This window comes from Arthrobacter sp. BG5 (assembly GCF_056680155.1).
The window spans coordinates 2,027,121-2,053,883 of sequence record NZ_CM155268.1; the positions used below are offsets into that span (position 1 = coordinate 2,027,121).

Annotated in this window: 32 protein-coding genes; 11 read left to right on the forward strand and 21 right to left on the reverse strand. The window is 68.8% G+C overall.

Going from position 1 to position 26,763, the window contains the following annotated elements; genetic code table 11:
- The 5 genes from AC1MBE_RS09350 to AC1MBE_RS09370 all read right to left on the reverse strand — a co-directional run bounded on the left by AC1MBE_RS09350 (position 1) and on the right by AC1MBE_RS09370 (position 3,359).
- Complete coding sequence (locus AC1MBE_RS09350) at positions 1-711, reverse strand: ABC transporter ATP-binding protein (RefSeq protein WP_479777602.1); 711 nt, start codon at positions 709-711, stop codon at positions 1-3.
- A complete protein-coding gene (locus tag AC1MBE_RS09355; RefSeq protein ID WP_479777604.1) occupies positions 698-1,504 on the reverse strand; it encodes an ABC transporter ATP-binding protein in 807 nt (268 codons plus the stop codon). Before AC1MBE_RS09355 ends, AC1MBE_RS09350 begins: the two co-directional genes overlap by 14 nt.
- Before the next feature lie 164 nt (positions 1,505-1,668).
- A complete protein-coding gene (locus tag AC1MBE_RS09360; protein ID WP_479777606.1) occupies positions 1,669-1,956 on the reverse strand; it encodes a MoaD/ThiS family protein in 288 nt (95 codons plus the stop codon).
- A gap of 9 nt (positions 1,957-1,965) precedes the next feature.
- Positions 1,966-3,108 (reverse strand): WD40/YVTN/BNR-like repeat-containing protein, encoded by a 1,143-nt coding sequence (locus AC1MBE_RS09365; protein ID WP_479777608.1) that lies wholly within the window; start codon positions 3,106-3,108, stop codon positions 1,966-1,968.
- Positions 3,109-3,158: 50 nt separating this feature from the next.
- Positions 3,159-3,359: a hypothetical protein gene (locus AC1MBE_RS09370; RefSeq protein ID WP_346958791.1), complete on the reverse strand. Its 201-nt coding sequence runs from the start codon at positions 3,357-3,359 to the stop codon at positions 3,159-3,161.
- A gap of 109 nt (positions 3,360-3,468) precedes the next feature.
- Here AC1MBE_RS09370 and AC1MBE_RS09375 point away from each other — a divergent pair, with 109 nt between their 5' ends.
- From AC1MBE_RS09375 to AC1MBE_RS09395, 5 genes are all read left to right on the forward strand, one after another.
- Positions 3,469-3,978 carry a universal stress protein gene (locus AC1MBE_RS09375; RefSeq protein WP_479777610.1) on the forward strand — a complete coding sequence of 170 codons (510 nt, stop codon included), beginning with the start codon at positions 3,469-3,471 and terminating at the stop codon, positions 3,976-3,978.
- Between the two features lie 234 nt (positions 3,979-4,212).
- Entirely contained in the window at positions 4,213-4,560 is a 348-nt protein-coding gene (locus AC1MBE_RS09380; protein ID WP_479777612.1) for a metal-sensitive transcriptional regulator, read from the forward strand.
- 67 nt (positions 4,561-4,627) lie between these two features.
- Complete coding sequence (locus AC1MBE_RS09385) at positions 4,628-4,858, forward strand: heavy-metal-associated domain-containing protein (RefSeq protein WP_346958788.1); 231 nt, start codon at positions 4,628-4,630, stop codon at positions 4,856-4,858.
- Positions 4,859-4,950: 92 nt separating this feature from the next.
- On the forward strand, positions 4,951-7,221 hold the full coding sequence (locus AC1MBE_RS09390) for a heavy metal translocating P-type ATPase (RefSeq protein ID WP_479777615.1): 2,271 nt from the start codon (positions 4,951-4,953) through the stop codon (positions 7,219-7,221).
- A gap of 135 nt (positions 7,222-7,356) precedes the next feature.
- The gene (locus AC1MBE_RS09395) at positions 7,357-7,623 is read left to right on the forward strand and encodes a hypothetical protein (protein ID WP_479777617.1); all 267 of its coding nucleotides are present in this window, start codon (positions 7,357-7,359) and stop codon (positions 7,621-7,623) included.
- An 86-nt stretch (positions 7,624-7,709) separates the two neighbouring features.
- On the opposite strand, the gene AC1MBE_RS09400 is transcribed toward AC1MBE_RS09395, so the two are convergent.
- Positions 7,710-8,642: an EamA family transporter gene (locus AC1MBE_RS09400; protein WP_479782553.1), complete on the reverse strand. Its 933-nt coding sequence runs from the start codon at positions 8,640-8,642 to the stop codon at positions 7,710-7,712.
- A 177-nt stretch (positions 8,643-8,819) separates the two neighbouring features.
- Here AC1MBE_RS09400 and AC1MBE_RS09405 point away from each other — a divergent pair, with 177 nt between their 5' ends.
- Complete coding sequence (locus tag AC1MBE_RS09405) at positions 8,820-9,362, forward strand: CGNR zinc finger domain-containing protein (protein ID WP_479777619.1); 543 nt, start codon at positions 8,820-8,822, stop codon at positions 9,360-9,362.
- 8 nt (positions 9,363-9,370) lie between these two features.
- Here the strand turns inward: AC1MBE_RS09405 and AC1MBE_RS09410 are convergent, their stop codons facing one another.
- The 3 genes from AC1MBE_RS09410 to AC1MBE_RS09420 form a co-directional block, all read right to left on the reverse strand.
- The gene (locus tag AC1MBE_RS09410) at positions 9,371-9,736 is read right to left on the reverse strand and encodes a hypothetical protein (protein ID WP_479777621.1); all 366 of its coding nucleotides are present in this window, start codon (positions 9,734-9,736) and stop codon (positions 9,371-9,373) included.
- A gap of 85 nt (positions 9,737-9,821) precedes the next feature.
- Positions 9,822-10,415 (reverse strand): hypothetical protein, encoded by a 594-nt coding sequence (locus AC1MBE_RS09415; protein WP_479777623.1) that lies wholly within the window; start codon positions 10,413-10,415, stop codon positions 9,822-9,824.
- 35 nt (positions 10,416-10,450) lie between these two features.
- Complete coding sequence (locus AC1MBE_RS09420; RefSeq protein ID WP_479777625.1) at positions 10,451-11,806, reverse strand: MATE family efflux transporter; 1,356 nt, start codon at positions 11,804-11,806, stop codon at positions 10,451-10,453.
- A gap of 217 nt (positions 11,807-12,023) precedes the next feature.
- Between AC1MBE_RS09420 and AC1MBE_RS09425 the strand changes: the two genes are divergently transcribed.
- Positions 12,024-12,983, forward strand: a complete 960-nt coding sequence (locus tag AC1MBE_RS09425; RefSeq protein WP_479777627.1) for an acyl-CoA thioesterase — start codon at positions 12,024-12,026, stop codon at positions 12,981-12,983.
- A gap of 14 nt (positions 12,984-12,997) precedes the next feature.
- Here AC1MBE_RS09425 and dnaB read toward each other — a convergent pair whose 3' ends face one another.
- Positions 12,998-14,380 carry a replicative DNA helicase gene (gene dnaB, locus AC1MBE_RS09430; protein ID WP_479777629.1) on the reverse strand — a complete coding sequence of 461 codons (1,383 nt, stop codon included), beginning with the start codon at positions 14,378-14,380 and terminating at the stop codon, positions 12,998-13,000.
- Positions 14,381-15,105: 725 nt separating this feature from the next.
- Between dnaB and AC1MBE_RS09435 the strand changes: the two genes are divergently transcribed.
- Positions 15,106-15,567, forward strand: coding sequence for a hypothetical protein (locus AC1MBE_RS09435; RefSeq protein ID WP_479777631.1), 462 nt, complete (start codon positions 15,106-15,108; stop codon positions 15,565-15,567).
- Positions 15,568-15,570: 3 nt separating this feature from the next.
- Positions 15,571-16,146: a hypothetical protein gene (locus AC1MBE_RS09440; protein ID WP_479777633.1), complete on the forward strand. Its 576-nt coding sequence runs from the start codon at positions 15,571-15,573 to the stop codon at positions 16,144-16,146.
- A 25-nt stretch (positions 16,147-16,171) separates the two neighbouring features.
- Here the strand turns inward: AC1MBE_RS09440 and AC1MBE_RS09445 are convergent, their stop codons facing one another.
- The 3 genes from AC1MBE_RS09445 to AC1MBE_RS09455 form a co-directional block, all read right to left on the reverse strand.
- Entirely contained in the window at positions 16,172-16,561 is a 390-nt protein-coding gene (locus AC1MBE_RS09445) for a TFIIB-type zinc ribbon-containing protein (protein ID WP_479777635.1), read from the reverse strand.
- 74 nt (positions 16,562-16,635) lie between these two features.
- Positions 16,636-17,259, reverse strand: a complete 624-nt coding sequence (locus tag AC1MBE_RS09450) for an FMN reductase (RefSeq protein WP_479782555.1) — start codon at positions 17,257-17,259, stop codon at positions 16,636-16,638.
- A 120-nt stretch (positions 17,260-17,379) separates the two neighbouring features.
- Positions 17,380-18,234 (reverse strand): PhzF family phenazine biosynthesis protein, encoded by an 855-nt coding sequence (locus AC1MBE_RS09455; protein WP_479777637.1) that lies wholly within the window; start codon positions 18,232-18,234, stop codon positions 17,380-17,382.
- An 82-nt stretch (positions 18,235-18,316) separates the two neighbouring features.
- Here AC1MBE_RS09455 and AC1MBE_RS09460 point away from each other — a divergent pair, with 82 nt between their 5' ends.
- On the forward strand, positions 18,317-18,739 hold the full coding sequence (locus AC1MBE_RS09460; protein WP_479777639.1) for a DUF1801 domain-containing protein: 423 nt from the start codon (positions 18,317-18,319) through the stop codon (positions 18,737-18,739).
- A 116-nt stretch (positions 18,740-18,855) separates the two neighbouring features.
- Here AC1MBE_RS09460 and rplI read toward each other — a convergent pair whose 3' ends face one another.
- The 4 genes from rplI to rpsF all read right to left on the reverse strand — a co-directional run bounded on the left by rplI (position 18,856) and on the right by rpsF (position 20,624).
- Positions 18,856-19,308 (reverse strand): 50S ribosomal protein L9, encoded by a 453-nt coding sequence (gene rplI / locus AC1MBE_RS09465; protein WP_175323062.1) that lies wholly within the window; start codon positions 19,306-19,308, stop codon positions 18,856-18,858.
- Between the two features lie 17 nt (positions 19,309-19,325).
- A complete protein-coding gene (rpsR, locus tag AC1MBE_RS09470; RefSeq protein WP_003800144.1) occupies positions 19,326-19,565 on the reverse strand; it encodes a 30S ribosomal protein S18 in 240 nt (79 codons plus the stop codon).
- Positions 19,566-19,691: 126 nt separating this feature from the next.
- Positions 19,692-20,264, reverse strand: coding sequence for a single-stranded DNA-binding protein (locus AC1MBE_RS09475; protein ID WP_479777642.1), 573 nt, complete (start codon positions 20,262-20,264; stop codon positions 19,692-19,694).
- A gap of 54 nt (positions 20,265-20,318) precedes the next feature.
- A complete protein-coding gene (rpsF, locus tag AC1MBE_RS09480; protein WP_056428835.1) occupies positions 20,319-20,624 on the reverse strand; it encodes a 30S ribosomal protein S6 in 306 nt (101 codons plus the stop codon).
- A 248-nt stretch (positions 20,625-20,872) separates the two neighbouring features.
- Between rpsF and AC1MBE_RS09485 the strand changes: the two genes are divergently transcribed.
- A complete protein-coding gene (locus AC1MBE_RS09485) occupies positions 20,873-21,559 on the forward strand; it encodes a DUF1345 domain-containing protein (protein ID WP_479777644.1) in 687 nt (228 codons plus the stop codon).
- Positions 21,560-21,586: 27 nt separating this feature from the next.
- Here AC1MBE_RS09485 and AC1MBE_RS09490 read toward each other — a convergent pair whose 3' ends face one another.
- The 4 genes from AC1MBE_RS09490 to AC1MBE_RS09505 form a co-directional block, all read right to left on the reverse strand.
- Positions 21,587-22,921 carry a M18 family aminopeptidase gene (locus AC1MBE_RS09490; protein ID WP_479777646.1) on the reverse strand — a complete coding sequence of 445 codons (1,335 nt, stop codon included), beginning with the start codon at positions 22,919-22,921 and terminating at the stop codon, positions 21,587-21,589.
- Between the two features lie 176 nt (positions 22,922-23,097).
- Positions 23,098-24,543, reverse strand: coding sequence for an amino acid permease (locus tag AC1MBE_RS09495; RefSeq protein ID WP_479777648.1), 1,446 nt, complete (start codon positions 24,541-24,543; stop codon positions 23,098-23,100).
- 353 nt (positions 24,544-24,896) lie between these two features.
- Positions 24,897-25,793: an ABC transporter permease gene (locus AC1MBE_RS09500; protein ID WP_479777650.1), complete on the reverse strand. Its 897-nt coding sequence runs from the start codon at positions 25,791-25,793 to the stop codon at positions 24,897-24,899.
- A gap of 3 nt (positions 25,794-25,796) precedes the next feature.
- Complete coding sequence (locus AC1MBE_RS09505; RefSeq protein ID WP_479777652.1) at positions 25,797-26,741, reverse strand: ABC transporter ATP-binding protein; 945 nt, start codon at positions 26,739-26,741, stop codon at positions 25,797-25,799.
- Between the last annotated feature and the right edge of the window lie 22 nt (positions 26,742-26,763).

Here is a 26,763-nt window from a genome sequence, read left to right on the forward strand (position 1 = left end):
TCAACCCCCCAGGTAGGCGCGGCGGATCTCGTCCATGCCCTTGAGTTCGGCGGAGGACCCGGTCAGCACGTTGCGGCCCGTTTCGAGCACGGTCGCCGTGTCGACCAGCGAGAAGGCCAGGTTGGCGTTCTGCTCGACGACGAGCATGGCGATCCCCGACTCGCGCCGGAGCCGGCGGATCGCGTCGTACACGGTCCTGGCCGTGCTGGGCGCCAGGCCCAGCGACGCTTCGTCGAGCAGCAGCAGCCGCGGCTTGGCCATAAAGGCCCGGCCCACGGCGAGCATCTGCTGCTCACCGCCGGAGAGTGCGGCCGCGCGCGAGCCGACCCGGTCCTGCAGCTGCGGGAACAGGTCCAGGCAGTAGTCGATGTCCGCGGCGATGGCCTGCCGGCCATTGCGGAGGTACGCGCCGACCATCAGGTTCTCCCGGACGGTCAGCTGGCCGAGGGTCCCGCGGCCCTCCGGGACGTGGGCGATCCCCAGGGCGGCGACCTGGTCGGGGCGCAGGCCCCGGATATCGCGTCCGGCGAAGGTGATCCGGCCGCCGGTGCGCACCGTGCCGCTGATCGCGCGCAGCGTGGTGGTCTTGCCGGCGCCGTTCGCGCCGAGAATGCCGACGGAGCCGCCCTCCGGCACGCCGAGCGAGACCCCGTCGATCACCTGCACAGGACCGTAGGACGCGGTCACGTCGGTGAGTTCAAGCAGCGTCATCCGCGGCGTCCTTCCCGATGTAGGCCTCAATGACGCGCGGATCGGACTGCGCCTCTGCCGCGGTGCCTGCCATCAGCTTGCGTCCGTGGTCGAGCACCACGACCTGGTCGGTGAGTGCCGAGATGAGTCCCATGTGGTGCTCAACGATGATGATGGTGATGTCCTGCTCGGCGCGGATCCGTTTCACCGTCGCGATGAACTGTTCCACCTCGCCATGCGAGAGTCCGGCCGCGGGCTCATCGAGCAGCAGCAGGGCGGGTTTGGAGAGCAGGGCCCGCCACAGCTCAACCCCCTTGTGCAGCCCGTGCGAGAGCTCATCGGCCGGCAGGTCCGCGGCCCAGCCGAGCCCGGCGCGGTCGAGGAGTTCGAGCGCTTCCCCGCGGATGCCGCGCTCGGCGCGGGCGGTGTACGGCAGCCGGAGCGCCCAGGACACCGGTCCGCCGGGAAGCCGGATATGCCCGCCGAGGAGCACATTCTGCAGCACGGTGGCGTTCAGCTGCAGGGCGGGGTGCTGGAACGTGCGCGCCAGGCCCAGCCGGGCCAGGCGGGACGGGGCACTTCCGGACACCTCGGTGCCGTTGATGGTGATTGATCCGGAGCTGGGCTTGTAGTGGCCGCTGATGCAGTTGAACAGCGAGGTCTTGCCGGCCCCGTTGGGACCGACCAGGCCGAAGATCGCACCGGGCTCGACGTCGAAGCTCACGTCCTGCAGCACCTTGACCCCGCCGAAATGCAGGTTCACGTCCTTGAGGCTCAGGCTCGCCGCCACCGGAGTACCTTCCTGTCGCACCATTGCTAGGAATCGGCGCGATCAGTTCCGACCGCCCGAGACCGACGGTACGGATCGCAGACACAATTGTCAACGATTTGAAGAGAGGCGCGACGCCGGGTGTTCAGGCACCGCTGACCGGCCGCGCGTACCCGGTCAGCGGTGCCGGCCGGTGCGTGCCGGCGCGGTCAGCCGCCGGCGACGGACTGGATGATCAGGACCTCCTGGCCCGGAGACACTTCCGTGCCCAGGCCCTGCAACCGCCGGATCTCATTGCCGTTGACGTAGATGTTCACGTAGCGGCGGACGGCACCGGTCTCGTCCCGCAGCCGCCTGGACAGGGCCGGGAACTCTCCGGTCACGGAATCCAGCAGCCCTTCGACCGTCACGGCCGCGTCCGCGGGCGCCGTCAGGACGGACTGCCCGCCGGCCAGCGGCGCCAGGACGCTGGGGAGCAGCACGCTGATCTCCGGCACGGCGCAGCCTCAGGCGGAGGCCGCCGCGGCGGCGGGCTGCTGCGTCCCGGGAACCCGGGCTCCGGTCACCTGCGCGGCCCGGACGCAGAGCACGTCGGGCAGGTGGGAGGCCACCTCGGTGAAGTGTTCGCCCTCGTCCGCGCTGGCGTAGACGCTGCCGCCGCGGGTGCCGAAATAGACCCCGGCGGGTTCGGCCGCGTCGACGCAGGCGGCGTCGCGGAGCACGGCATTGAACTCGGACTCCGGCAGCCCGGCATCGAGCCGCTTCCAGCTCGCGCCGGCGTCGTCGGTCCGGTGCACGGCCAGCTTTCCGCCCGGCGGGATCCGTTCGCCGTCGGCCTTCAGCGGAATGACCCAGGCCGTTCCGGCCCGGCGCGGATGCGTCAGCATGACGAAGCCGAAATCGGCCGGCAGCCCCTCGGCGATCGACTCCCAGCTCTCGGCGTCGTTGTCGCTGCGGTAGACGCCGTGGTGGTTTTGCGCGTACAGCCGCCCGTCCACGGCCGCGTCCGCGGCGATCTTATGGACACACTGGCCGAATTCGGGGTTGGGATCGGGCATGAAGTACGCGGAGATCCCCTTGTTCCGAGGCTCCCAGGAGGTCCCGCCGTCGAGCGAGCGGTACACGCCGCCGGTGCTCATGGCGACGTGCACCTTCTCGCCGTCCGGGTGGACGACGATCGAGTGCGCCGCGGCCCCGCCGTACCCGGCGCCCCATTCGCTGCGGTGCGGGTGGTCCCACAGACCGCGGTTGAGCTCGAAGTGCTGGCCGCCGTCGGTGGATTTCCAGACCGAAATTGGCTCGCAGCCGGCCCAGACGACGCCGGGGCGGGACTCCGCGTCGGGATAGATCTGCCAGACGCGCTCCAGCGCTGCGTCGGTGTCCTCGGGGAAGCGGATGGCACCGTTTTCGGGCTCGTCCCAGGTTTCGCCGAGGTCGTCGGAGTGGAAGACGGTAGGTCCCCAGTGTTCCGAGCGGACCCCGACCAGGATCCGGGTCCTGCCTTCACGGGTGTCAATGCCGATGCTGGGGATCTCGCTCATCAGGAAGTGCGGGCCGGAGAGGGACCACTCCCGACGGTCCGGGCTGGTTGCCAGCCACAGGCCTTTTTTGGTTCCAATCGCCAGGACATAACTCTCTGCGGTAGCCATGCCCTACATGCAACCACTGCGGCCCGGAGGCCGCAATGGTTTTTCGCCAGTCAATCGACGAATTCGGACTGGGTTTCGACGAAGTCCCAGTCGGCGGCGCTCAGCACGCCGGACGCCTTGTCCGGGTGCGGGCCGCCGGCCTCCGCGATGCCCTGCAGCACCGGCAGGGGCAACTCGTCGGCCCGCAGGTTCGCGCGCAGCCATTCCTTGCTGGCGAGATCCAGGTCCAGCCACCACATGAAGATTTCCACCGCTGCCCGCCTTTCCGTGTCCTTCCACGGTAGGTCCGGGGCGGGAGGCGGGCAAGGGACCGGGGAGGAAGGCCCTAGCCGGGGAGCCAGGCCGGGTCAACAATCGAGTATGCCTGCCGAGCGCATGAGCCCCGCACCCCTGGTGGTCGGCGTCCTGCCGGGCCAGCCGCGGGAGGTGCTGGAAACGGCGGCGGCCCTGGCGAATAGCCTGGCCGCACCGCTGCTCTGCGCCTACGTGGACGAGGCCAGCTTCCTCGTGGAATGGGATCCGGCACGTTCCGCCCACCGGCTCTCGCTCCACCCCGAAGCGGACAGCGCGGAGATCCAGGCGACCGCCGAAGCGCTGCGGACCAGCATCGCAGCCGTCTGTGAGGGTGCCGGCGTGCCGTGGAGCCTGCGGACGCTGGCCGGGGATCCGGCGCGGGCGCTCGGGCGGCTGGCTGCGGAAGCCGGCGCAGCCATGATCATCGTGGGCACCCCGGAGCCGGGACTGGGACACCGGCTCACCGCCGCCCTCAACGGGACGGTAGCGGCCTGGCTGAGCCAGCATCAGGACCGTCCGGTCCTGATGGTCCCGGCACGGAGCGCCGGCGCCCGCCGGGCACCTCGCGGCCCCTGACGGGCCCGGGAAAATAAAGCGAAAGTAGTTATTCGAGGTGCTGGCGCATCGTCTCTACCGCCCCGTAAGGTTGTATCCGTAGGCGGGAAGCCCCCTACCCCATAGCTGCTCCGGAGTGCGTATCCCCCAATAACGCACTCCGGAGCTCTTTAATTTCCGGACCGTTCCCATAACGCCGCGGTACCCCCGGAGGGTACTTGCCCAGATACCCCTAGGGGGTATATGTTGGGTGGCATGAACGAGTCCGAAGCCTCCCTTGCCGGCCCGCTGGAAGGCGCACCGGCCCAGCAGCACGGCTACTCCGCCAACAAGGACGCTTACCTCAAGCGGCTCAAAAGGATCGAGGGCCAGGTCCGCGGGATCGCCCGGATGGTCGATGAAGACAAGTACTGCATCGACATCCTGACCCAGGTTGCCGCCGTCACCAAGGCCCTGCATGCCGTCAGCCTCGGGCTGGTGGAGGAACACATCGGGCACTGCGTCGTCGGGGCAGCCGCGGAGCCGGATCCGGACCTCCGGGCCGAAGCCATCGACTTCAAAGTCAAGGAGGCCACCGATGCCATCGGGCGCCTGCTGCGGTAGCGGCACCACCACCCACCACACAATAGGACTGATCAACCATCACCAGTCCCCCACCAAGGAGCAAGCCATGAGCACCGTTTCCACCACCGTCGAGGTATCCGGCATGACCTGCGGGCACTGCGTGTCCTCCGTCTCGGAAGAACTTGAGTCGCTGGCAGGCGTCGAAAGCGTCGACGTCGACCTCAACGCCGGCGGGATCTCCACCGTCACGATCACCTCGAACAAGGAGCTCTCCCCTGCCGAAATCGGCGAGGCAGTCGCCGAAGCGGGCTACCTGGTGGTCGCGAACGAGGCCTGAACCCCGCCGCGGGATTTCGGCGGTACCCCGGCCGGAGCCGGGCAGGACTTCACCGGGCAGGATTTGACCGAGCAGGACGAGAGGAACATACCGTGAGCAACGCGAAACTGCTGGACCAGCCCGGGAGCCGGGTGATTGAGCTCGACATCGAGGGCATGACGTGCGCCTCCTGCGTCGGCCGGGTCGAACGCAAGCTCGGCAAGCTCGACGGCGTGCAGGCTTCGGTCAACCTCCCGCTGGAGTCCGCCCGGGTCACCGTCCCGGCCAACATCACGGACGAACAAATCGCCGCCACCGTGAACGCCGCCGGCTACAAGGCCACCGTCAGGACTCCGCAGGCGCCGGCCGCCGCGGCCGAGGACCCCGCACTTGGCACGGCGGCGAAGCTGCGGCCCAGGCTGATCGCCGCGGCCGCACTCACCGTGCCGGTCTTTGTGCTCTCCATGGTCCCGGCAGTCCAGTTTCCGAACTGGGGCTGGGTTGCCGGCGCCCTCGCGTTGCCCGTGGTCACCTGGGCGGCGTGGCCATTCCACCGGGCCGCGGCGGTGAATGCCCGGCATCTGTCATCCACCATGGACACGCTGGTGTCGATCGGTGTGACGGCCGCCTACGTCTTCTCCGCCTGGCAGCTCCTGGCCGATCCCCGCCTCACCGAACATCCGGGCATGGAGGGGATGGGGTCCGCCGGCCTGTACTTCGAGGTCGCCGCCGTCGTCACCACCTTCCTGCTGCTCGGCCGCTACCTGGAGGCCAACGCCAAGCGCAAGGCCGGCGACGCGCTCAAGGCCCTGCTGGACCTGGGCGCCAAGGATGCCACCGTGCTGCGCGACGGCACGGAAGTGAAGATTCCCGCGGACCGGCTCCAGGTCGGGGACGTCGTCGTCGTCCGCCCCGGCGAGAAGATCGCCACCGACGGTGTGGTCACCGAGGGGACCTCCGCTGTCGACGCCTCCCTCGTGACCGGCGAATCGGTACCGGTCGAAGTTGGTCCGGACAGCCCGGTCACCGGCGCGACCATCAACACTTCCGGGCGGATCCTGGTCCGCGCCACGCGGGTCGGCGCCGACACCACCCTGGCCCAGATGGGCCGGCTGGTCTCCCAGGCACAGTCGGCGAAGGCCCCGATCGCCCGGCTCGCAGACCGCATCAGCGCCGTCTTCGTCCCGGTGGTCCTTGCCATCGCCGCGCTCACCTTCGGCGCGTGGCTGCTCTCGGCCGGCCCCGAGATCAGCGACGCCGAGCTCCGCGCTGCCTTCACCGCCGCCGTCGCGGTGCTGGTCATCGCCTGCCCCTGCGCCCTGGGCCTCGCCACCCCGGTGGGGCTGCTGACCGGCACCGGCCGCGGCGCCCAGCTGGGCATCCTGATCAAGGGCCCGCAGGTGCTGGAGGACACCCGCACCGTGGACACGATCCTGCTGGACAAGACCGGCACCGTCACCACCGGACACCTGGCCGTCACGGGCACCCGCGCGTTCGCCCCGTTCGGGGACAGCGAGGTGCTGCGGCTCGCCGGAGCGGCGGAGGCCGCGTCCGAGCACCCCATCGCACGGGCCATCGCGGCAGCGGCGCTGACCGCGGAGCGGGAAACCGGCGACGCCGCCCGGCTGCCCGACGTCGTCGGCTTCCACTCCGCCCCCGGCGGCGGCGTCCGTGGCAGCGTGGAAGGGCGCGTCGTCACGGTGGGCCGCTCCGGCTGGCTGCGGGAGAACGGCGTCGGGGTCTCCGGCCCGCAGCAGGAAGCGCTTGCAGCGGCCGAGGCCGCGGGAGCCACCGCCATCTGGGTGGCCGTGGACGGGGAACCGGCCGGCATTGTCAGCCTGCGCGACACCCTGAAGCCCGGCTCCGCGCCGGCCATCGCGCGGCTGCGTGAACTGGGGCTGCGGCCCATTCTGCTGACCGGCGACAACGCCGCGGTGGCAGGCCAGGTGGCCGCCGCCGTCGGCATCCCGCCGGAGGACGTCTTCGCCGGCGTCCTGCCGGAGGGCAAGGTGGAGGCCGTGCGGACGCTGCAGGCCGCCGGCGCCACCGTGGCCATGGCCGGCGACGGCGTGAACGACGCCGCGGCCCTGGCCCAGGCGGACCTGGGCATCGCGATGGGCTCCGGCACCGACGTCGCCATCGAGGCCGCGGACCTGACCGTGATGGGCAACGAGCTGGGACAGGTCGCGCAGGCGATCGAGCTGTCCCGCCGGACCCTGGCCACGATCAAGACGAACCTCTTCTGGGCGTTCTTCTACAACGCGGTGGGCATTCCGGTGGCCGCGCTGGGGCTGTTGAATCCGATGATCGCCGGCGCGGCAATGGCGGCCAGCTCCGTGCTGGTGGTGGCCAACTCGCTACGGCTGCGCAGCTTCGGCAAGTAGCCCGATGGGGAGTGCTGCCCATCGACAGGTTTTTGCGGGGCAGGGTAGGTTCGAGGCATTGGATCTTCCGGAACAGCCGGGGGCCGCTGGGGATGCCGAGAGTGTTCGGGTCCGATGAACTAAGGAGTTTTTTCAATGGCTATGTGGGGTGCGGATGTTACTCAGCTCAAGGCGCTGGGTTCGAAGCTGCTGGCGGGTTCGCAGGAGATCGACAACCAGAGGTCGCTCCTGACGAAGGCGCTGGCGTCCACCGATTGGATGGGACCGGACGCGACGAAGTTCCGCAACGAGTGGAACGGCGAGCACTCGGCCAACCTCACCCGGGCGGCCCAGGCCCTGCAGCAGGCCAGCCAGCAGGCCAGCCGCAATGCTGCCGACCAGGAAAGCGCTTCCTCCAACTAAGGCCGAAAATGGTCAACGGAGGGCCCGGACGCACCTGCGTCCGGGCCTTACCTTTAAGTCCCGGGCGACCGGGCAGCGCCGGCCGCCTAGGGGACGGGTTCGACGTCGTTGGCGTGGTCGAGTTCGGCGGGCAGCGGCGCCGCGCGGCGCAGTTCGTCGAGCCGGACCAGCACCACCCCGCCGACGATCAGCAGTCCGCCCAGCAGCTGCACCGGGCCGGGAAGCTCGCCCAGGAGCAGCCAGGCCCAGATGACGGCGAACAGCACCTCGGTCAGCGAAACAAAGGACGCCACCTTGGAGCCCAGCGCCCGCGCGGCCACTACGCCGGAGACGTAGGCGAGCACGGTCGCGAGGATCACCAGCCCGCCCAGCGCCACCCACCACGGCGTGATCCAGGGGCCCAGCCTGGTGTCCGCCGTACTCGCGGCCATCGGCAGCAGCCCGGTGGCGGCAGCCAGCCACATGACGAGCGCGCCGACCATCAGCCCGCCGGAGGCCAGCACGATCGGCGGCAGCGTGTCATTCTCTTTGGCGGTAATGAAGAAATAGATGGCCAGGCAGACGGCCGCCGCGATGCCCCACAGCACGCCGATCAGGTCGATCTTCACGGCTCCGGTGAGGTCCAGCACCAGGACCAGGCCCGCTAGGGAGAGCAGGGTGCCGGCGATCGTCAGGGACCGCGGCCTTGTCCGGCTCGCCGTCCAGAGCCACAGCACAATAATGACCGGGGCGAGATACTCGAGCAGCAGTGCGACGCCGACCGAAAGCCGGGCAACGGCATTGAAGTAGAACAGCTGGCAGGCGGCCACACCGATCAGCCCGAACAGCAGGACGGTGAGCCAGTTGTCGCGGAGCTGATGCCAGCGGCCGCGCAGGGCGAGCAGGGCCGGGACGGCCAGCACCAGCGCGGCTCCGGTGAGCCGGGCGGTAACCGCGGCGCCCGGCGTCCAGCCCGTTTCCAGCAGCGCCTTGGCGAAGGAGCCGGAGAGTCCGAACACGGCCGAGGAGAACAAGGCCATGCCCAGCCCGGAGGCCAGGAAGCCCGAAGCGTGCGGCGTCCCGGCACCGCGGACCGGGGTGCGGTTCTGGGCCGGGGCCCCGGCGGGGTGGCGTGCGGCAGACACGGGCTGCCTCCTGTCAGGAGTAAAGTTGGGTTATGGTCATGACAGTACGCCCGGCGAACGTAAGGAGTCAAGATGGTATTTGCCCCTGACACGGAAGTTGCGCTGCGCTCGGTGGTCGGCCTGATCAACACGGCGGCCAACGGGGCGGAGCAGCTATCGACTATCGCCGAGCTGGACCGCTTCCTCGAGGGCGAGGGCTTCAGCGGATCCCGGCGGCGGGACGCCGACGAACTGGCCAGCGTGCACCGGCTGCGTGCCGAGCTCGCGGCCCTGTGGCTGGCCGACGAGGCCGCCGCGGTGAACACGGTCAACCGCCTGCTGCGCGAGGCGAAGGCCCTCCCGCAGCTGACCAAACATGACGGCTGGGACTGGCACCTGCACGCCACCACACCCGAGGCGCCGCTGGCCGACCGGATGAGCACCGAGGCCGCCATGGCCCTGGTGGACGTCATCCGCAGCAAGGAAATGGACCGGATGCTGGTCTGCGCCGCGGACGACTGCGACGCCGTCGTACTGGACCTCAGCCGGAACCGGTCCAAGCGCTACTGCGACACCGGTAACTGCGCCAACCGCGCGCACGTGGCGGCGTACCGGGCCCGGAAAGCGGCGTCCTAGCGGACGGACTAGAGGACGTCGCCGCGCTCTTCGCGGGACTCGCCGCGGGACTCGGAGCCGGGGGCCGGCGGTGCGGCGTGGCCGCCATGGGACGACGGCGACTTGGAGCTCAGGTTGATGCCGGAGCCTTTGCCGAGGTGCTCGGCGTTGTCCTTGTAGCTCATCGACAGCATGGCCGCGATGACCAGCGTGACGATGAAGGCGATGCCTGCGCCGGTAAAGGCCAGATCGAAGCGGGGCGTTTTGGCGCTGCCGCCGGACGCGAAGATCAGGACGGCGACGAAGGCCAGCACTGCCCAGAACGCGGAGAACATGAGCGGCCCCTTGACCGAGGTCCGCAGGCTGCGGCGTTCTCCTGATTTCTGCTCTGCCAAGGTGCTTTCCTCCTGCCGCCAGCGCCGGGCAGGCGTGGCAGTCGTGATACCGCGGTTGTTCTACGCCGGGTAGAACCTGTCGCTACTAGTTTACGGCCTCGGCGGAAACGTCCCGCGCATCGTGCCGCAGGGTCAGCCCGGCCAGGGTCCAGAGCACACCGCCGAGGATCGCGCCGCCGCCGGCGACGCCGAGCAGCGCATGCGGGCCGAGGTCAATGAAGAACGGCAGCGCCGCCGCGGTACCGAGGCCGATCACGCCGGAGGCGATCCAGTCCCGCGCCAGGACGGAGCGGCGCCGGGTGGCCAGGCCCAGGTAGAGCTCCGCGGCTCCGGCGAGGCCCAGGCCGAGGGCTCCGATGATCCCGAACACCAAATTGCCGGCAAGCAGGCCGAGGGCCGCGCCGGTGCCCACCAGGACCGCCCCTGCGGCCGAGAGGGCTTTGGCGGTGCGGTCCCCGTGCCGCAGTCCGGTCTTTTTGACGCTCCCGATCAGCACCAGGCCGGTGGCCAGCAGGTAGAGTCCGCCGGCCCAGCCCATGCCGGCGACGGGCGGCGCCGCCCAGAAGACCGTCAGGGCGCCGAACGCCAGCGCGATGACGGCGCGCAGCAGCACCGGCTTCCAGAGGTCCGTGGCGGCGGGCAGGGCAGTAGGGGCGTGGGGGTCCGCGGGGTGAGTCACCCGCCCAGTTTAGTGCGTGCCGGTTCCGGGCGGCGTCAGCGGTCGCCGAGCAGCATCCACTGGTCCGTGCGTGCCCGCAGCCCCAGCGTGATTGCCCGCGCGCCCATGTAGCCCAGCGAGAAGGCCGCCCAGAGCCAGAGCAGTGCCGCGCCGCCGTCGGCCCCGGCCAGTCCGACCGCCAGCAGCAGCGGCAGGTAGGCGGCGAGATTGACGACGCCGGCAATCGCCAGGTAGCGCGCGTCGCCGGCGCCGATCAGCACCCCGTCGAGGACGAAGACGTAGCCCGCGATGGGCTGTCCGGCGGCCAGCATCCACAGGGCGAGCGTGAGCGCGGACCGGACCCCGGCGTCGGAGGTGAACAGCAGCCCGGCCCACGGCGCGACGGCGGCGAGCAGGATCCCGGTCAGCACTCCGAAGCCGAGGCCCCAGCGGATCATGGTCCCGGTGAGCCCCCGCGCCGCCGCCGGGTTGGAGGCGCCAAGTTCCTTGCCGATCAGGGCCTGGGCGGCGATCGCAAGGGCGTCCAGGGCGAAGGCGAGGAAGGTGAAGACGGTCATCGCGAGCTGGTGGGCCGCCAGGTTGACCGGGCCCTGGGCGGTGGCCACCAGTACCGTGGCGAGGATCGCGATGCGCAGGCTGAGCGTGCGCAGCATCAGCCACGAACCGACCCTGGCCAGGGACCGGATGCCGCGCCAGTCCGGAAGCAGCGACACCCCGTGGTTGCGCGCATTGCGCTGCACCATCACCACGTAGACCAGGGCCATGGCCCACTGGGCAATGCTGGTGCCCAGGGCGGATCCCGTGACGGAGAGCCGCAGCCCGTAGACGAGGAAGAGGTTGAGCACGATATTGACGGTGAACCCGGCGGCGGCCACGGCCAGCGGGGTCCGGGTGTCCTGCAGCCCCCGGAGCACCCCGGTGCCGGCGAAGATCAGCAGCATCGCCACCAGGCCGGGCATGGACCAGCGCAGGTAGTCCACGGCGAAGTCGCGCACCTCGCCGCGGGCGCCCATCAGGTCCAGCAGCGGCTCGGCGGCCAGGAATCCGGCCGCGGCCAGGACAACGCCCAGCAGCAGCGCGAGCCAGACACCGTCGCGGCCGGCCGCCAGCGCCCTGGGCAGCTGGCCGTTGCCGACCGCGCGCGCCACGGCGGGGGTTGTGGAGTAGGCCAGGAACACCATCAGGCCCACCGCGGTGTGCAGCACCGCCGAGGCCAGTCCGACGCCGGCGAGCTGGGCAACCCCCAGGTGCCCCACAATCGCGGAGTCCGCCAGCAGGAAGAGCGGCTCCGCGATCAGCGCGCCGAACGCGGGCACCGCGAGGCGGAGGATTTCCCGACGCCGGTGTGCCGGGGACGGGGGTGCTGCGGGGGTCGGGGCGGAGGCTGGCACGGCACCACCCTAGCGGCAGTTCCGACGCGCGGCTTCGCATTGGTTGACTTTTCAACCATTTCGTCGGCTCCCAGCAGCGCGCGACGGCGGGCGGTCACCTTCGGGTGGCCGCCCGCCGTCGTTCGGGGGCCGCCCGCCGTGGTCTCTGTGGCGGCGGCTGCCGCGAATGTGTCGGCCGCCCGCGACGCTTCGGCGGTCCCTCAGTACACTCACATCCATGACTGAGACTCCCGCCAATGCCGTCACCCTGCGCTTCCTGGCCGCCCCCATGGACGTCGGCCACAGCGGATCGGTGGACGCCGGGACCGTGCTGGAATGGGTGGACAAGGCGGCCTATGCCGCCGCTGTCGGCTGGGCGAAGTCCTATTGCGTGACCGCCTATGTGGGGAACATCCACTTCGCGGATCCGGTCAACAGCGGCGACATGGTGGAAGTCACCGCCACCATCGTTTACACCGGCCGGTCCTCAATGCACATCCGCACCGTGGTATCGTCCGGCGATCCGAAGGGCGGCCCGGCCACCATGCGCAGTCAGTGCCTGGTGATTTTCGTGGCCGTGGGCGAGGACGGAAAACCGATTCCGGTGCCGGAGTGGGTCCCGGCAACGCCGGAGGAAATCGAGCAACGCGAACACGCGCTGGCGCGGATCAAGGTCCGCGAAGACATCGTCCAGGCCATGAGCGGCCAGGAATACACCGGCGCCGGGACCGCCGAACGCGTCACGCTGCGGTTCATGGCCGCCCCCACGGACGTGAACTGGGGCGGCAAGGTGCACGGCGGAATCGTCATGAAGTGGATCGATGAGGCCGCCTACGTCTGCGCCTCACGCTACTGCGGCATGGACACGGTGGCCGTCTTCTCCGGCGGCGTGCGGTTCTACCGGCCGTTGCTGATCGGCCACCTGGTGGAGGTGGAGGCCAGGCTGGTCTATACGGGGACGAAAGGCATGCACATTGCCGTCCATGTCCGCTCCGGCGACCCCAGGGGCCACGAACTGAACCTCACCACGTATTGCCTGACCGTGATGGTGGCCCGTGACGAGAGCGGCACCTCGGTTCCGGTCCCGGAGTGGGTCCCGGTGTCCGAGGAGGACAAGCGGCTGCACGCCCATGCCCGTGAGCTGCTCGAAATCCGGGGCCGGGCACCCGGAAACCGGCTGCCCAACCACCTGCTCTAGGAGCCGCGGGCGCCCTAGAAGCCGCCGCCCCCCGCGTCGCCGGCCATGTTGGCGAAGCGCGAGTAGTGGCCCTGGAACGCGACGACAATGTCCTTGGTGGGGCCGTTACGGTGCTTCGCGATGAGGATGTCCGCCTCGCCGGCACGCGGGGACTCCTTGTCATAGACGTCCTCGCGGTGCAGCAGGATGACCATGTCGGCGTCCTGCTCGATGGAGCCGGACTCGCGGAGGTCCGAGACCATGGGGCGCTTGTCCTGGCGCTGCTCGGAGCCACGGTTCAGCTGCGAGAGCGCAATCACCGGGACCTGGAGTTCCTTGGCCAGCAGCTTCAGCGCGCGGGAGAATTCGGAGACTTCCTGCTGGCGGGATTCGACCTTCTTGCCCGAGCTCATGAGCTGCAGGTAGTCGAGGATGACCAGTTTCAGGTCGTGCTGTTGCTTCAGCCGCCGGCACTTGGCGCGGATTTCCATCAGGGACATATTGGGGCTGTCGTCGATGAACAGCGGGGCATCGTTCATCCGGCCCATGGTGGTGGCGATCTTGGACCACTGCTCGTCCTTGATGGTGCCCTTGCGAAGATCCTGCAGTCCGATGGTGGCCTCCGCGGACAGCAGGCGCATCGCGATCTCGTTGCGGCCCATTTCGAGCGAGAACATAACCGTGGCGAGGTTGTTCTTGATCGCTGCGGACCGGGCGAAGTCCAGCGCAAAGGTGGACTTGCCGACGGCGGGGCGGGCCGCGATCACGATCATCTGGCCGGGGTGCAGGCCGTGGGTCAGTTCGTCGAGTTCGTAGAAGCCGGTGGGGACGCCCACCATGCCCTCGCCGCGGTGCCCGGACGCCTCGATCTCGTCCACGGTGGATTCCATCACGTCCTTGAGGACGACGTAGTCCTCGGCGGTGCGGCGCTCGGCCACGGCATAAACCTCGGCCTGGGCCTGGTTGACCAGGTCCTCCACCTCACCGTCCTGCCCGTAGCCGAGCTGGACGATCTTGGTTCCGGCGTTGACCAGCCGGCGCAGGACGGCCCGTTCGGCCACGATTTCGGCGTAGTAGCCGGCGTTGGCGGCGGTGGGGACGGTCTGGATCAGCTCGTGCAGGTAGGCCGGGCCGCCGATCCGGTTGATTTCGCCGCGCTTGGTCAGCTCGTCCGAGACGGTGACGGCGTCGGCGGGCTCGCCCCGGCCGTAGAGATCAATGATGGCTTCATAGATGGTCTCGTGCGCCGGGCGGTAGAAGTCCTGGCCGCGGAGAATTTCCACGACGTCGGCAATGGCATCCTTGGACAGCATCATGCCGCCCAGCACTGACTGCTCGGCGGGAATGTCCTGTGGCGGTTTGCGGCTGCCTTCGGTTCCCCGGGTGCCCTCGATCGAGTCCAGATGCGTAACTGACAAAACTGCCGTCCTTCATAGTGTGCCGGCGCAACAGTCGGCCGCCGGCGGTTAGGCCCTGTGTTTGGTGGCCGGTTGTGCGGTGTGCCTTGCCTCGTCCCGTACCGTCCCGTGGGGCGGGCAGGTACCACCGGTTACTTCCTATCAGCCGGCTGCGACAGTTTGTCCGGCTGCCGGAATGCGCCGCACCCCAAGCAGCAGTTTCCGTCCACCCGCCGGGTTGTTTTCCCGGCTTGTGCTCCGCAGCACCGGGCCGGTTCCCCGGTGCCAGACCATCCTGGAACCCGCCGCGGAGTCCGGTGGGTCGATGGCGTGCTTTGGTCGCCGTCAACCTGGTCCCCCGCTACGTTATCCCCCGATTCGGCAGGCACCAACCCGACCTTCCGGCGGTCCTGTGGATAACTTGTGGACTAGTTCCCCCTGCTTGTGCACAGCCTGTGGGAACTCCTGTGGATAGCAAAATTCTTCTGTCGGGAATACCGCTCTGACGTGCGGAAATACGGCTTTTTCCCTGTGGACGGAAAACAATTTTCAGCAAGCTTCATCCACAGCTTGCATGCGGCGGCTGGGGATAGCGCCCAAGCTGCCGGGGCACAGCACCTGCCAAATATGCGAATTTTGTGATGCTCCTCACCGAACCGGCGGGGATTTGGCCGTCCCGGCCGTGGCTTGTATGCAGGGCCCAGAATATGGTGTGGATAACTGCCTATCTGGCATAAGCTTTGGCCATGGGCGATGTACTGATAGTCATACTGCCTGCCCTCATCCTCGCGGGAGTGCTGTGGGCAGTCTCTGCGGCCCTGAAACCCCGCAATTTTGGCATCTCCGACGCGGAGCGCTACCAGATGGATCTGGCCCTGCGCTCCCGGGCGCACTACGAGGCCCAGGTGAAGGCCGCGACGGCCGCCCGTGCCCGGGTGGACGCCGCGACCCGCCCGAGCCAGAACGAGCAGCAGCAGTCGCAGCAGGCGGAGCACGCCCGGCAGGCCGGGCGCCGCGGGGAGGGCGCGTTTAGCGGCCAGCCGGGCTATCCGGCCGCGGTGCTTCCCGGCGGCCAGTTGAGCCCGGGGTTCACGCTGCAGCTCCAGGCCCTGGCCCGTTCCGGCCATAAGATCCAGGCCGTCAGGCTGTTGCGCCAGGCCACCCGAACAGACCTTTTGACCGCCAAGAATTACGTAGATCGGCTGTAGTCCATGGAAGCCCTGCTAGTCCCCGTCCTGATCCTCGTGCTCGTTGGTGTCGTCGTCGTCCTGGCCGCGCGCGCCCTGGGGCGGCGCCGGCCGCGGAGCCCGCAGGAGGAGCCCGCGCAGCCCGCCCGCAGTTCCGCGGAGCTGGCGCGTGCCGCGGCTGCGAAGCTGGACCAGGAGCAGCACCGCCGCCTCTACGCCCTGATCGCGCAGGGCCAGGCGATGGCCGCCATCAAGCTGTACCTGGAAGCCACCGGGGAGGGCCTCCGCGCCTCCCGGGACGCGGTGGGTGCCCTGGCGGCCCACCCGCAGCCTTACCGGCCCAAACAGGCGCCCGAGCAGCCCGCCGACGACGACGATGACGACACCCCGCAGCGCTTTCCGTACCGCTACCGGGCGATCGCCAGCAAGGGCGACGTCACGCGCGAGGTCAGCAGCAATATGCTCAACGACGAAATTTACGGCCGGATCCGCACCCTGGCCAGAAGTGGCGACACCGAGGCGGCCGCGGCCGCGCTGACCCGGCACTCGGACATCTCCTTGAACCAGGCCCAGGAGTTCATCGCCCTGCTCGAGGACTGACGCCCGGAGTCCGGGACCGGCGGGCCTAGAAGTCGAACAGCTCCCCCAGCCAGCCTTCCTTCTTCTTGGGCCGCCGGCGGTCGTCGTAGCGGGGCTGTTCGTAGCGCGGCCGGTCGCGGCGCTCGTCGTGGCGGCGGTCATCGAAGCGCCGGTCGTCCGGACGGCGGTCATCACGCCGCGGGTCTAAATTGTAGAGCGGCGGCGGGATGTGTCCCGGCGCGGTCGGCGCGGCGGCGGCGCCGGACGCCGCGGGGGCCGCCGGGGCGGCACCGCCGAAGCCGTCCGCGGCGCGGTCGATGATCTTGTCGAGCTCACCGCGGTCCAGCCACACGCCGCGGCACTGCGGGCAGTAGTCGATCTCCACGCCGCTTCGTTCGGTCATTACCAGGTCTACGGAATCCACAGGACATTTCATGTCCCGAACAACGAACCAGGCGCCGAATAAGTTCAGTCCCCGCGAAGCCGGCCCGGATACCCGGCCGGCCCGGGCTAGTTGCCGCCGGAGATCCCCGCCAGCAGCTGCTCGAACGGCAGCGACTCCAGCGCGGCCTGCTGCGGGCGCGGCTGTGCGCCGTCGAGCAGCCGGGCGAACTCCCCCGCCGCCCGCTCAATCCGGGACGAGAGCGGCGAGCCGCCGCCGGTGGTTCCCCAGTCCTGCGGGCCGGCAAAGACGCCGGTTGCCGCGGTCCGGGTCCGGAGGTAGCTAAAAAGCGGCCGCATCGCATAGTCCAGCATCATCTGGTGCCGGTCGGTCCCGCCCGTGGCGCCGAGCAGGACGGCCTTGCCGTCCAGCGACTTGGGGTCCAGCACGTCGATGAATGACTTGAACAGCCCGCTGTAGGATGCGCTGAAGACCGGGCTGACGGCGATGATGCCGTCCGAGGCCTCGACCCCGGCGATCACCTCGGCCAGCCGCGGGGCGGCGTACCCGGTGACGAAGTTGTTGGCGATCTCAACGGCCAGATCGCGCAGCTCGACGACGTCGACGCTCACGGCGTAGCCGGCCGCGGCGAGCTGGCGTTCGGCGGAGGCCGCCAGCTGGTCCGCGAGCAGGCGGCTCGACGACGGGACGCCGAGTCCGGCGGAGAGAACGGTAATGCGGCGGCTTTCCACGGTGTGCTCCTGTAGCTGTTCCACGGTTGGGGTAACTGTATGCATTTGCATCTACCTGTAGAAGCTGCGGCAGGCCGTCTTTATTCCCCGCCGCGGCGGGTTCCGCGGCGGCCGGGCGACTCAGAGCAGGACAAATCCCTCGATGCAGCTCACCGAGTGCCCGCCGACCCAGATGTCCCCGTCCGATGCCTCGATGTGGACCCTCCCGGCCCGCCCCAGGGCCGTGCCCTGGGCCGCGAGGTAGGACCCGGGGGCCCGGCCGGTCCCGATCAGCCACTGGGCAGCCCCGGCGTTGAAGCTTCCGGTGACGGGGTCCTCCGCGGCGGCGTCCCCGGGGATGAACGTGCGCACCTCGAAGCCGACGGCGGAACCGGCCGGGTGGGGGCCGATCACGCCCACCTTGAGTCCGGCCATGGCCGCATAGTCGGGCCGGACGGCGAGCACCTGGGCCGCGGACTCCAGCAGCACTCCGATCCATTCCGGGCCGTTGACCAGCCAGGACGCGTCCAGGATCGCCTCCTGCGGCAGGCCCAGGCCGGCGGCGATGCGGGCCAGGTCCGGCGCAGCAACCGGTCCGGAGCGGGTGAGCGGCGGGGCGGCAAAGGCCAGGCGGCCGCCGTCGCGCTTCACCCGGACCAGGCCGGCGGCGCATTCCTGGACCACGATGCCGTCCTGCCGGGGACTTCCGCCGGCCTCGAGCCAGGCGTGGGCCGAGCCGAGGGTGGGGTGACCGGCGAAGGGGAACTCCTCGCTGCCGGTGAAGATCCTGACCCGGTAGTCGGCGCCGGGGTCGGTGGGCGGCAGCAGGAAGGTCGTTTCCGCGAGGTTGGTCCAGTTGGCGAACTGCTGCATAACGGCGGTGTCGAGCCCCTCGGCCTCGAGGACAACGGCCAGCGGATTCCCGTGGTAGGCCTCGGCGGAAAAGACGTCCACCTGGGTGAAGGGGCGAAGACGGGGTGCGGTCGTTGGGGTCACTGCCGCAGGCTATCACCGGCACCGGCCGGCGCCGGGTTCGCGGCGCGGCTCACGGCGTGGCCGGAAGCTGTCAGACTGCCCTATGGCTGAAAACAAAACACAGGCAACGGGCGCGTCCGTGGACGAGTTTCTCGGTTCCGTCGAGCACCCCGTACGGCGCGGGGACGGGTTTCGCCTCTTGGCGCTGATGTCCCGGATCACCGGCCGGCCCGCCGAAATGTGGGGGCCGACCATTGTGGGCTTTGGCCGATACCACTACCGGTACGCGAGCGGCCGCGAGGGCGACTCCCCCGCCGTCGGGTTTTCGCCCCGGAAGTCCAGCCTCTCCCTCTACGGCCTTACCTACGGGCCGGACGCCGCCGAACTGCTCGGCCGGCTCGGAAAACACAAGACGGGCGCCGGGTGCCTGTACATCAACAAGCTCGCGGACGTCGACGAGCCCGTGCTGTCGGAGCTGATCCGGCGGGGCTACGCCTACGTCGCCACTGTGCTGCACCAGGACTGAGCACAGCCGGAGAGGGCAACGCAGGGTATTGGAGTTAACGCAGAAGGCCCCCGCGTCCGGGCTCCCGAGGGAATCCGGAGGCAGGGGCCTCCGTGCAGTTCAGTCAGTCGAAAAGACTACTTCCCTGCAACTACGTCGAGCTCGATCACAGCGGAAACGTCGTCGTGCAGACGGACGTTGGCCTGGTAGGAACCGGTCGACTTGATGTGAGCCGGCAGTTCAACCTTGCGCTTGTCGATGCGGCCGAGGCCGGCGGCTTCAACAGCGTCGGCCACGTCGGCCTGCTTGACGGTGCCGAACAGGCGTCCGGTCTCGCCAGCCTTGACGACGAGCTTGACCGGCTTGGCCTGCAGTGCAGCGGCCTGCTTCTGAGCGTCTTCCAGGGAAGCGTGCTCGCGGGCGGCGCGGGCGGCCTTGATGGACTCAACCTGCTTCTCGCCACCCTTGGACCAGGTCAGGGCGAAGTTGCGGGGCAGCAGGTAGTTACGTGCGTAACCGTCCTTGACCTCGACAACGTCGCCAGCAGCACCGAGACCGGTTACTTCGTGGGTCAGAATGAGCTTTGCCATGTTAGTTAATCCCTTCCTTAGCCGCGGCCAGCGCCGGAGTAAGGCAGCAGAGCAACTTCGCGGGCGTTCTTGATTGCCTGTGCGATCTTGCGCTGTTCCTGCACCGTGACGCCGGTGACGCGACGGGCGCGGATCTTTCCGCGGTCGGAGATGAACTTGCGCAGCAATGCTACGTCCTTGTAGTCGATGACAGTGATGTCAGCGGCCTTCAAGGGGTTGGACTTTGGTTTGGGCTTACGGAGTTCAGCCTTAGCCATCGTGGAGCTCCTATTCGATGGAGCCCGTGGATATTGATCCACGGGATGGTGGTGATCCGCCGGCGGTCGCCGCGCGCCAGCCGGAGGGCTGCCCTGCGGGTCCCGATGTCGGACCTTAGATGTTGTTTAGAAGGGAGGTTCGGAATCCGGGCCGTTGCCCCAGCCGCCTGCATTGCTGACCCCGGGCGTTGCCCAGGGGTCGTCCTGCGCTGCGGGCTGGTTGCCGCCCCAGTTTCCGCCGGAGTTGCCGCCGCCCTGGTTTCCACCAGAGTTGCCACCGAAACCGCCGCTGTTGCCGCCGCCGAAGCCACCCTGGCCACCCTGTCCGCCGGAGCGCTGGGTGCGGTTGACCTTGGCGTTGGCGTAGCGCAGGCTGGGGCCGATCTCGTCGACCTCAAGCTCGATAACGGTGCGCTTCTCGCCTTCCTTGGTTTCGTAGGAACGGCTCTTCAGGCGGCCGGAAACGATCACGCGCATGCCCTTGGTGAGGGACTCGGCGACGTTCTCGGCTGCTTCGCGCCATACCGAAGCACGGAGGAACAGGGTTTCCCCGTCCTTCCACTCATTGGACTGGCGGTCGAAAGTGCGGGGCGTAGAAGCGATGGTGAAGTTCGCTACTGCCGAACCTGACGGTGTGAACCTCAGTTCGGGGTCATTGGTGAGATTACCGATGACCGTAATAGTGGTTTCGCCTGCCATCTACTGCCTCCTGGTTCGTTCCTGCGGGGTTAAAGATTGAAGGGTGGAGCTGAATTACTCAGCAACGACCTTCTGCTCTTCGGGGCGGGTGATCTTGGTGCGCATGATGGTCTCATTGAGACTCAGCTGGCGGTCAAGTTCCTTGGCGGTAGCCGGCTCAGCGGTGAAGTTCACCACGGCGTAGATACCTTCGGACTTCTTCTGGATTTCGTAAGCCAGGCGACGACGGCCCCAGATGTCAACCTTTTCGATGGTTCCACCATCGGTCGTGATGACGTTCAGGAACTTCTGAAGCGTTGGCTCAACGGTACGCTCTTCGACCTCGGGGTCGATGATTACCATCAATTCGTAAGGACGCATATGTGAACCCACCTCCTTTGGGCTAAGCGGTTACGGCATTTCCGTAACAGGAGGTTCATTTGCGGTGCCTGCGCGGTGCGTCGCCCCCGGAACGGAGGCAGGGCGCAGCACAGACTTCAATAGCTTAGTGCATCCGGGCCGGTTTCAGCGATTTCTTCCACCGCCACCCTAGGCCCCGGGCGCCGTCTGCGGAAGCGTTCCGGCCGGACTGTGGATAACCGTACGGCCGCCTGTGCCATGATCGGGGAATGAGCACCGGTTCCCCGTCCCATTTCCTGGCGACCCCCGTCCACCGCAGCCGGCTGCGGTTCGCGGTGATGCTGCTGGCGGGACTGCTTGCCGCCGGGGCCTCGGGGTTCACCGGACACTGGGTGGAAGCCCCGGCGATCGGCTGGAGCAGCGCCGCCCTGACGTATGTGCTTTGGGTGTGGATCGTGATCGGACCGCTGGACGCGGCCCAGACGCGGGCGCACGCCACGTCCGAGGACCCGTCCCGCAGCGTCACGGATCTGATGATCCTCGCCGCCAACATCGCCAGCCTGGCGGCCGTGGCCGCCGTCGTGCTGGACTCGCACAGCAACAACGGCGGCTCCCGCCTCGGCGGCGGGCTGCTGGCGCTGACGTCCGTCGCGCTGTCCTGGATGCTGGTGCAGACGCTCTTTACCGTGCGCTACGCCGGGCTGTACTACAGCACCGCGCCCAGGGCCGGGGCGGCGGTGGGCGGCATCGACTTCAACCAGCACGAGCCGCCGCAGTACACCGACTTCGCCTACCTCAGCACCAGCCTGGGGATGACCTACCAGGTGTCGGACACGGCACTGAAGAACCACGCGATCCGCGCCGAGGCGCTCAAGCACAGCCTGCTGTCCTACCTGTTCGGCACCGTGATCCTGGCCGCCACGATCAACCTCGTGATCGGCTTGGCCGGGTCCTAGGAACGTTCCGGGGGAGTGCCGGCCGGGTTACCGGGCGGCGGTGCGGAAGAACAGTTCGGTGACTACCGCCAGTCGGTGCGGGTCATCGACGCCGCAGAGCTCGCGGGCCGAGTGCATCGACAGCAACGGGACGCCGACGTCGACCGTTCTGATCCCGAGCCGGGTGGCGGTCAGCGGGCCGATCGTCGAGCCGCAGGGCATCACATTGTTGGAGACAAATTCCTGGTACGGAATCCCGGCGTCGGTGCAGAGCCTGGCCCACAGGGCCGCCCCGGCGGCGTCCGTGGCGTAGCGCTGGTTGGCGTTGATTTTCAGCAGCGGCCCGCCGTTCAGGGCCGGGCGGTTGGCCGGGTCGTGGCGCTCGGCGTAGTTGGGGTGCACGGCGTGGCCGGCGTCGGCGGATACACAGAACGACGCCGCAAACGCCTGCCGCCGCTGGCTCGCCGTGGCGCCGAGCCCGTCGGAAACGCGGACCAGGATGTCCTCGAGGACCGGGCCGCAGGCACCGGAGCGCGAGGCAGAGCCGATTTCCTCGTGGTCGAAGGCGGCCAGCACGGCGATCGGCCCCTCCGCCGGCACCTCGCCGGCGGCGTGCGCGATCAGCGCGGCGAGGCCGGCGTGGGTGGCGGAGAGGTTGTCCAGGCGTCCGGAGGCGAAGAATTCACCCTCGGCACCGAAGACGGCCGGCGCCTGCGTATCCGCGATCACAACGTCGTAGCCGCCGATCTGCGCCGGATCCACCGCGGCGCCGGGTACCCGCTCCGCGAGCAGGCCCAAGAGGTCCGCGCCGGCCGGGTCGCCGAGGCCATAGACCGGGTTCATGTGCTGCTGCTTGTCCAGGGCCAGGCCGTCGTTCACGGCGCGGTCCAGGTGGATGGCCAGCTGCGGGAAGCGCAGCAGCGGACCGGTGGCCGTCAGGTGCTCGGTACCGTCCAGCATCACGAGCCGGCCGGCGAGCTGCAGTTCGCGGTCCAGCCAGGAGTTGAGCAGTGGCCCGCCGTAAACCTCGACGCCGGCCTGCAGCCAACCGAACTTGCCGGTGGTGGGCTTGGGCTTGAGCTTGAACGACGGCGAATCGGTGTGTGCGCCGAGGATGTTGAAGCCGGTGGTGGGGCCGGCCCCGCGCGGCGTCACCCAGGCGATGAGGGCGCCGTCGCGGACCACGTAGAACTTGCCGGCGGAACCCTCGGCAGCGCTGCCGGTTGCGGCACCGGGCCAGGGCTGCAGCTCGTCGAGCCCGGTGAACCCCGCTTCGTCCAGCCGCCGGGCGGCCTCGTGGACGGCGTGGAAGCTCGACGGCGACGCGCTGACATACGCGCCGAGGTCCCGGATGTGGTCTGCGGCAGTGGCGGAGGAAGGCATGGCTCCGAGTCTAGCGCCGCGGTTGCACCCCGCCCCCCACCGGACATGCCCTCCGCTGGCGGCGGCGGTTGGGCATAGGGGCGCTATGTCCATTGCTGGTCGCGCGCGTGGGGCATGTCCGGTGGCACGGGCCCGTGCGGGGCAGCCCGGGCGTCGGGGGCGGAGCTGCTTCGGGCTTACTTGGCCGGGCCGACGCCGGCGTCGGCATCCTCGCGACGGAGCTCGGCGTCGTCGGGCTGCTGCCCGGCAGGCTGCTGCACGGCGGGCGCCTTGGCGCCGTGCTTGCGGTAGCGCCAGAGTCCGATCCCCACCACGACGGCGGCCAGGGCCAGGGAGAGCAGCAGCGATTCCCTGGTGGTGTCCAGCACCACCATGCCCACCAGCAGCGCGACGATGCTGATGATCGCCAGCCAGGTCAGGTACGGGAACAGCCACATTTTCAGCTGCAGGTCCCGCGCTGCGGTGCCCATCCGGCGGCGCAGGATCAGCTGCGAGACGGAAATGACCAGCCAGACGAACAGCGCGATGGCGCCCGAGGTATTGACCAGGAACAGGAACACGGTGTCCGGGGCGATGTAGTTCAGTCCCACGGTGATGAAGCCGACCACGGTCGATGCCAGCACGGCGGCGGCCGGGACGCCGCGCTTGGAGATCCGCATCCAGGAGCGGGGTGCGTCGCCGCGGCGGGAGAGCGAGAACAGCATGCGGCTGGCGGTGTACAGGCCCGAGTTGAGGCAGGACAGCACGGAGGTCAGCACCACGACGTCCATGATGGCGCCGGCGCCCGGGATGCCGAAGAGTTCGATGACGGCGACGTACGGGCTCTTGGCCACGGAGGCGGAGTTCCAGGGCAGCAGGGTCACGACGATTGCGATCGAGCCGATGTAGAAGACCAGGATGCGCCAGACCGTGGACTTGACGGCCTTCTTCACGGCGTCGACCGGGTTCTCGGATTCGCCGGCGGCAATGGTTGCGATTTCGGCGCCGAAGAAGGAGAAGACGACCACCAGGATGCCGGCCAGCACGGCTCCCGGGCCGTTGGGCATAAAGCCGCCCTTGCCGGTCAGGTTGTCCAGTCCGGGGGCCGGGACGCCGGGGACGAGGCCAAGGATGGCGGCAGCGCCGAAGAGCAGGAACAGCACGATCGCGGCGACCTTGATGGAGGCGAACCAGAACTCGAACTCGCCGTAGGACTTCACCGAGCCGAGGTTCGTCAGGGTCAGGAGCACCATCAGCACCAGCGCCCAGACCCACTGGTCAATGCCCGGAACCCAGCGGTGCATGATGGCGGCGCCGGCCGTGGCTTCGATGCCGAGAACAATGATCCAGAACCAGGCATAGAGCCAGCCGATGCTGAAGCCGGCCCAGCGGCCAAGTGCCTTGTCCGCGTAGGTGGAGAACGATCCGGTCTCCGGGTTGGCGGCTGCCATTTCGCCGAGCATGCGCATGACCAGGATGACCACGAGCCCCGCCGCCAGGTAGGCCACCAGAATGCCGGGGCCGGCCTGCTGGATGGCGGCGCCGGAGCCGACGAACAGCCCGGCACCGATGACGCCGGCGATGGCGATCATGGACAGATGCCGGGGTTTCAGGGATTTGGAGAGTTGCTGGTCAGCCTGCATTAAGCGCCGTCCTTCGTGGGGTGGTGTCGGCCCGGGCGACCCGTGCCCGGCGATGCCTGGCAAGGATGTGCGGCGGACCACAGTGTCGTTTCACCCTAGACCGGCCGGGGGAGGCCCCGGTCTGTGCAGTCCCACAAATTACGCTGACGCCGTTGGGGCGGAACTCCAGCGAGGAGGCCCGACAGGCAAAGGCTGTTGCCTCACGGTCAATTCCGCAATGTGCCTGAAACCACTGTTTCAGGCCGACGGCGGCGCCGAGTGCCCGCCGTCGGCCCCGTCGTCGTTCTCTGCGGCCCACCCAACTGGCTTGCAGTAGTTGCCGTTATGCCGGCCCATAACGACAACTACCGCGGCTAGATGTCCCGCTTCTTGAGCAGGACACCGGCCAGCACCACAGGGATGAGAACCCACGCGCCCAGCACGAGGGCTGCCTGCCAGGCCTGCAGGGTGTTGGGGAGGTGCTCCGCGGCGGTCATCGCCTGCACGGTGTTGCCCGGCAGGTACTTCCGCGCCTCCTCGAAGAAATCGCCGGGGATCAGCTGGAACACGATCGGAAGCACGAAGAACAGCCCCACCAGGCTCATGATGCCGCCGGCGGAGTTGCGCATCAGCGCCCCGAGGGCCATGCCGATCGCAGCGACCGCCGCCACATAGATGCTGTTGACCAGCAGGAGCTTGACCGACTGGGAGCTGGCCAGGTCCAGCGGCAGGTCGTAATTGCCCAGGATCGGCAGGGACACCAGCCCGGCGAGGTAGACGGACACGGCGGTGAGGACAAACGCTGTCACCACCACCACGAGCAGCTTGGCCACGAAGGCCGGCGTCCGCTTCGGCACCGCCGCGAAGGTGGAGCGCGCCATGCCGGTGGTGAACTCGGAGCTCATCAGCAGCACGCCCAGCGAGCCGAGGATCAGCTGCGCGAACGGGATGCCGGAGGTGGGCGCGCCGAGCGCGAGTTCACTGCCCTGTGCTGCGAAGGCTGCGGCGGCGCCCGGATCCGTCGCGGCAGCCCGCGAGAACTGGCCCGTTCCCCATGCGGAGAGCGCGCCGAAGCCCACCAGCACCACCGCGGTCGAGGCGAGCAGGATCAGGGTGGACAGCAAGGTGCGGAACTTGATGAATTCGGCATTGAGGACACGCGCAAAGCTCGGGCCCGGGCCCTTGCTGAGGCCGTCGCCGGGCCGGCCGGCTACGGTGCCGGTGTGCGCCCCGCGGCCTGAGGGGTTGGGTTCGAGAGTGGTCGAGCTCATGGCTCAGTTGCCTCCGGACTGGGCGGGGGCGGGGACGCCCGTGGTGATCAGCGAGTGGTATTCGACCTCATCCTTGGTCAGCTCCATGTAGGCCTCCTCGAGGCTGGCCTGGAGCGGGGTGAGTTCGTAGATCATGACGTGGTTGTCGAGGGCGGTGCGGGCGATGTCCCGCGGCTGAAGCCCCGTGACTTCCAGGAGTTCGCTGTCCTGGACGTCCACGGCACCGCCGGCTCCGGCCAGCAGGCGCATCAGTGTCTCCGGCTGGTCGGTGCGGACCCGGGTGCGGCCCTGGCCCTTGCCGGTGATGATCTCCTGGATCGGGGCGTCCGCGATGATCCGGCCGCGTCCGATCACAATCAGGTGGTCCGCGGTGACGGCCATTTCGCTCATCAGGTGGCTGGACAGGAATACGGTGCGGCCCTCGGAGGCCAGGTACTTGACCAAGTTGCGGACCCAGACCACGCCTTCCGGGTCGAGGCCGTTGACCGGTTCGTCCAGGATGACGGTCTGCGGGTCGCCGAGCAGCGCCGCCGCGATGCCGAGGCGCTGGCCCATGCCGAGCGAGAAGCCGCCCACCTTTTTCCTGGCCACCTCGGCCAGTCCGGTCATTTCAATGACCTCGTGCACCCGCTTCTTCGGGAGGCTGTGCGTCGCGGCCATGGCGAGCAGGTGGTTGTAGGCCGAGCGGCTGGTGTGCACGGCTTTCGCGTCCAGCAGGGCGCCGACGTCGCGCAGCGGCGCGTGGTGCCGGTCGAACGGCACGCCGTTGACGGTGACTGAGCCCGACGTCGGCCGGTCCAGTCCCATGATCATGCGCATGGTGGTGGACTTGCCGGCGCCGTTGGGGCCGAGGAAGCCGGTGACCCGGCCGGCTTCGACAGTGAAATTGACTCCCGCGACGGCGGTTTTTTCGCCGTACACCTTGGTCAGGCCTCGTGCTTCGATCATGGAAGCGTTCCTTTGCGTTGCG

Coding starts and splice junctions, on each gene's coding strand:
- AC1MBE_RS09505 (WP_479777652.1), bottom strand. CDS start 26,741: ATGATCGAAGCACGAGGCCTGACCAAGGTGTACGGCGAAAAAACCGCC.
- AC1MBE_RS09475 (WP_479777642.1), bottom strand. CDS start 20,264: ATGGCAGGCGAAACCACTATTACGGTCATCGGTAATCTCACCAATGAC.
- AC1MBE_RS09355 (WP_479777604.1), bottom strand. CDS start 1,504: ATGGTGCGACAGGAAGGTACTCCGGTGGCGGCGAGCCTGAGCCTCAAG.
- AC1MBE_RS09400 (WP_479782553.1), bottom strand. CDS start 8,642: ATGGCCTTGTTCTCCTCGGCCGTGTTCGGACTCTCCGGCTCCTTCGCC.
- rpsR (WP_003800144.1), bottom strand. CDS start 19,565: ATGGCTAAGGCTGAACTCCGTAAGCCCAAACCAAAGTCCAACCCCTTG.
- AC1MBE_RS09425 (WP_479777627.1), top strand. CDS start 12,024: ATGACTGAGACTCCCGCCAATGCCGTCACCCTGCGCTTCCTGGCCGCC.
- AC1MBE_RS09365 (WP_479777608.1), bottom strand. CDS start 3,108: ATGGCTACCGCAGAGAGTTATGTCCTGGCGATTGGAACCAAAAAAGGC.
- AC1MBE_RS09485 (WP_479777644.1), top strand. CDS start 20,873: ATGAGCACCGGTTCCCCGTCCCATTTCCTGGCGACCCCCGTCCACCGC.
- rplI (WP_175323062.1), bottom strand. CDS start 19,308: ATGGCAAAGCTCATTCTGACCCACGAAGTAACCGGTCTCGGTGCTGCT.
- AC1MBE_RS09405 (WP_479777619.1), top strand. CDS start 8,820: ATGGTATTTGCCCCTGACACGGAAGTTGCGCTGCGCTCGGTGGTCGGC.
- AC1MBE_RS09440 (WP_479777633.1), top strand. CDS start 15,571: ATGGAAGCCCTGCTAGTCCCCGTCCTGATCCTCGTGCTCGTTGGTGTC.
- AC1MBE_RS09500 (WP_479777650.1), bottom strand. CDS start 25,793: ATGAGCTCGACCACTCTCGAACCCAACCCCTCAGGCCGCGGGGCGCAC.
- AC1MBE_RS09490 (WP_479777646.1), bottom strand. CDS start 22,921: ATGCCTTCCTCCGCCACTGCCGCAGACCACATCCGGGACCTCGGCGCG.
- AC1MBE_RS09385 (WP_346958788.1), top strand. CDS start 4,628: ATGAGCACCGTTTCCACCACCGTCGAGGTATCCGGCATGACCTGCGGG.
- AC1MBE_RS09350 (WP_479777602.1), bottom strand. CDS start 711: ATGACGCTGCTTGAACTCACCGACGTGACCGCGTCCTACGGTCCTGTG.
- AC1MBE_RS09435 (WP_479777631.1), top strand. CDS start 15,106: ATGGGCGATGTACTGATAGTCATACTGCCTGCCCTCATCCTCGCGGGA.
- AC1MBE_RS09495 (WP_479777648.1), bottom strand. CDS start 24,543: ATGCAGGCTGACCAGCAACTCTCCAAATCCCTGAAACCCCGGCATCTG.
- AC1MBE_RS09445 (WP_479777635.1), bottom strand. CDS start 16,561: ATGAAATGTCCTGTGGATTCCGTAGACCTGGTAATGACCGAACGAAGC.
- rpsF (WP_056428835.1), bottom strand. CDS start 20,624: ATGCGTCCTTACGAATTGATGGTAATCATCGACCCCGAGGTCGAAGAG.
- AC1MBE_RS09460 (WP_479777639.1), top strand. CDS start 18,317: ATGGCTGAAAACAAAACACAGGCAACGGGCGCGTCCGTGGACGAGTTT.
- AC1MBE_RS09380 (WP_479777612.1), top strand. CDS start 4,213: ATGAACGAGTCCGAAGCCTCCCTTGCCGGCCCGCTGGAAGGCGCACCG.
- AC1MBE_RS09395 (WP_479777617.1), top strand. CDS start 7,357: ATGGCTATGTGGGGTGCGGATGTTACTCAGCTCAAGGCGCTGGGTTCG.
- AC1MBE_RS09375 (WP_479777610.1), top strand. CDS start 3,469: ATGCCTGCCGAGCGCATGAGCCCCGCACCCCTGGTGGTCGGCGTCCTG.